Source organism: Campylobacter concisus (assembly GCF_002912895.1).
Taxonomy (GTDB): Bacteria; Campylobacterota; Campylobacteria; order Campylobacterales; family Campylobacteraceae; genus Campylobacter_A; species Campylobacter_A concisus_G.
In genome coordinates this window covers 1-3028 of record NZ_POZX01000055.1, presented here as the reverse complement: position 1 = coordinate 3028, position 3028 = coordinate 1, and the positions used below count along the sequence as shown (strand labels likewise).

Below are 3028 nucleotides of genomic sequence, written 5' to 3'. Positions count from 1 at the left end.
AGCATGTATAATCTGACTTTCTTTAACGAGTGGTTGGATAGCTCAGTCGGTAGAGCAGCAGACTGAAAATCTGCGTGTCGGCAGTTCGATTCTGCCTCTAACCACCATTTAAGTTTATTTTAAGTTCCTTTCAGCTACAAATCAATCCCTTTAAATTGCTGTTAATTCCCTTGTTTGCGAAGCGGGGAGCGATACTTAATTGCAAAAAGTTACTTTAACCAAGTTTTTAATTCGCTTTAATTTCAGTGGATTTAGGGCAGTAATTAAAGCAGTAAATTTTATTAAGGAAGTATTGCTCAAAAAATCATCCAAAAAAGGGATAAAAATGAGCAATGTCGCTTCTACCACTCTGCAAGATAGAGAGATCAAAAATCTTGCACCACGATCCACACAATACAAAAAAGTTGTCGGCAACCCAAAAGAACTATACATATTTGTTAATCCAAAAGGCACAAAAACCTTCTCACTCAAATACAAAGAGAGCAAATACGACAAAGAGCAGTTTATAAAAATCGGCGAGTGGCGCGAGGGCGTCTTTACAGCTCAAATGGCACGCACCAAAGCCACGAAAATGCTAAGAGAGCTAAATGGCGGAAAGCTGAGCATTGATGAACTAAGGGGCAGGCAAATAGGCAAATACATCTATGAAAACCTATTTAATAGGATAGTAGAACACAAGCGAAAAAGCGGTAAAAAGCAAAGCTATCTTGAAAAAATCGTGCTAAGACACCAAAAATACTTCTTGCCAGCCCTTGGTAAAAGGGATATAAAAGATATAAGATACAGCGAGATAAAAGAAGTCCTAAGTGCCATTTTTAACCCACATGACCCAAACAAAAGCAGGCTTGAGACGATACATCGCCTGATAGACAATATAAACGAAGTCTTTATGATAGCTGAGCGAGACGATTATATCGCTAAAAACTTCATCCCAGCACTTCACAAAGAGTTCCCCACTTCACGTAGTTACAAACAACGCCACAACATAGACAGCAGACTAAGTGCGATAACCGACGAGAAAGCCCTAGCCCAGTTCCTGCACGACTTAAAGAGTGATGGCAAGATGGACTTGCAAACCAAAAGAGCGATTTATTTGCAAATTTTATGCGTAAATCGCCCTATCAACACCGCAAGCGTAAAATGGGAGTACATAAACTTTGATGAGCAGACTTGGACTATCCCAGCAGATGAGATGAAAATGAGCTACGCTCATCAGGTCGCCCTGAACTCCTACGCTTTAAAAATCCTAAAAGAGCAAAGAAATTTCTGCATTATAGAAAACGGCTTTGTCTTCCCAGCCCTTAACAAACAAGAGCATATCCACAAAGATAGTCTTAACAAAGCTATCATAAATTTAAACGGCGGATTATACAAAGGCGTAGCTACCGCTCACGGTTTTCGTGCGACTTTTCGCACCATTTGCACGCAAAACAAAGCCCAGCTTCTGCAAATGGGCATAAGCGATGAAGTCATAGAGACCGCCCTAGCCCACAAAGAGAGCGATGCGGTCAAATTCGCATACGAGCGAAGCCGTAGCACCAAAGAGCAACTCGCAAGGCTCATGCAGTGGTATGGCGACTATTTAAATAGCCTAGAGACACTATTTTAAAAAGGGGGAAAATGAGATAAAACACGAAATTTTTAAAATTTGCAAGCAAAAATAAATATATTAAGGATAAAAGATGAGTGAGAAAATCCAAGCGATAGATCTAGACCATTCAAACCTATCGCTTAGCACAAAATACATTTCGGATTATATGCAAAAATGGCTTATATCAAACTTCATAGAGACAAATAAGCTCATTTGCTTTTATGCCAAAGCTGGCAACGGCAAGAGCATAACCACGCTTTTTTTGGCGGTATATCTACTAAAAATAGGAGCTGTTAAAAAGGTGTATTACATAGACGCAGATAATGGCATCGGCACTCTTAAAAATCGTGGCTTAGATAGGATTTTAGCTGAATATCCCAACCTAACTTATATTAGCTTTTCTAAAAAGGTAAAGGAAAAAGACCTTGATACAAGGTCAATTATCTTCACGCTCTCAAAATTTGCAAACGACGAGCATAAGGACGCACTCATCGTCTTTGATAGTATGCGAAATTTCATAAAAGGTTCTATGAGCCTTGATGAAGTGGTCATGCCCTATCTTACAGCCATGCAAGAGATGCGTAATTATTACGCTGGCGTGTGGTTTTTACATCACCAAAATAAGCAAAGTTTTAGCGATAAGGATAACAAAGAGCATAAAGGCTCAACCGCCTTTATAGATAGCTCAGACGAAGCCTACTATGTCAAAAAAAGGGAGCGAAATGGCAGTCAGCTTATCGTAACACTTGAGCCACAAAAAGGCAGAGATGACACCGCCCCACAAGCCGTGATATTAGACACTGCAGAGCTTAGCGTAAGTCTTGGCGACTTTTATCTTTATGATTTAAATGACGAGCAAAAACAAGCCCTAGAATACGCAAAAGAGATCATCGCCAAAAATCCAAGTGGTATAAATTTACAAAATTTAACCAACGAGATAAAACGACTAGCAAAGATAGATGAAACGCAAGTGTGCGGAGCTAAGGCTATAAAATTTCTTTTAAAAAGATTTGATGGTAGGTTTTACACCATAGAAACGAGCAATCAGCACAATCAAACTATTTTCAAAATGCTTTGATTTTCTCCCCCTTTTTTCTTTACTTTTTCAGTTCGGCAGAGTTTGGCAAGAGCCTTGCCGAACTGACTTTGCTCTCAAAGTCCCAAAATAAGGGATAAAAATAGTAAAAAATTTTTAGTTTGGCAGTTTGGCAAATTTTATACGCAAGATCTCAAATTTTAGTGCAAATCCTGCCGAACTGCCGAACTAAACTAAAAGCAACTTGCAAAGTGCCATTTTATCGGCATAAAAAACTTTTTTAGTTCGGCAAGGCTCTTGCCAAACTCTGCCAAACTAAATTTTTTACTCTTTTTGCTTTACTTATTTTTTATTTGATTGTATGATGAAAATAAAAAGGGGAGAAAATGCAAGACCTGCAC

At 38.8% G+C, this 3028-nt stretch carries 2 protein-coding genes and 1 tRNA gene; all 3 read left to right on the top strand.

Annotated elements, in window-relative coordinates:
* Window positions 1-31: 31 nt before the first annotated feature.
* Window positions 32-107, top strand: a tRNA-Phe gene (locus tag CYP51_RS06255).
* A gap of 218 nt (window positions 108-325) precedes the next feature.
* Window positions 326-1609 carry a tyrosine-type recombinase/integrase gene (locus CYP51_RS06250; RefSeq protein WP_103624793.1) on the top strand — a complete coding sequence of 428 codons (1284 nt, stop codon included), beginning with the start codon at window positions 326-328 and terminating at the stop codon, window positions 1607-1609.
* A gap of 73 nt (window positions 1610-1682) precedes the next feature.
* On the top strand, window positions 1683-2669 hold the full coding sequence (locus CYP51_RS06245) for an AAA family ATPase (protein ID WP_002953031.1): 987 nt from the start codon (window positions 1683-1685) through the stop codon (window positions 2667-2669).
* The last annotated feature ends 359 nt before the right edge of the window (window positions 2670-3028 follow it).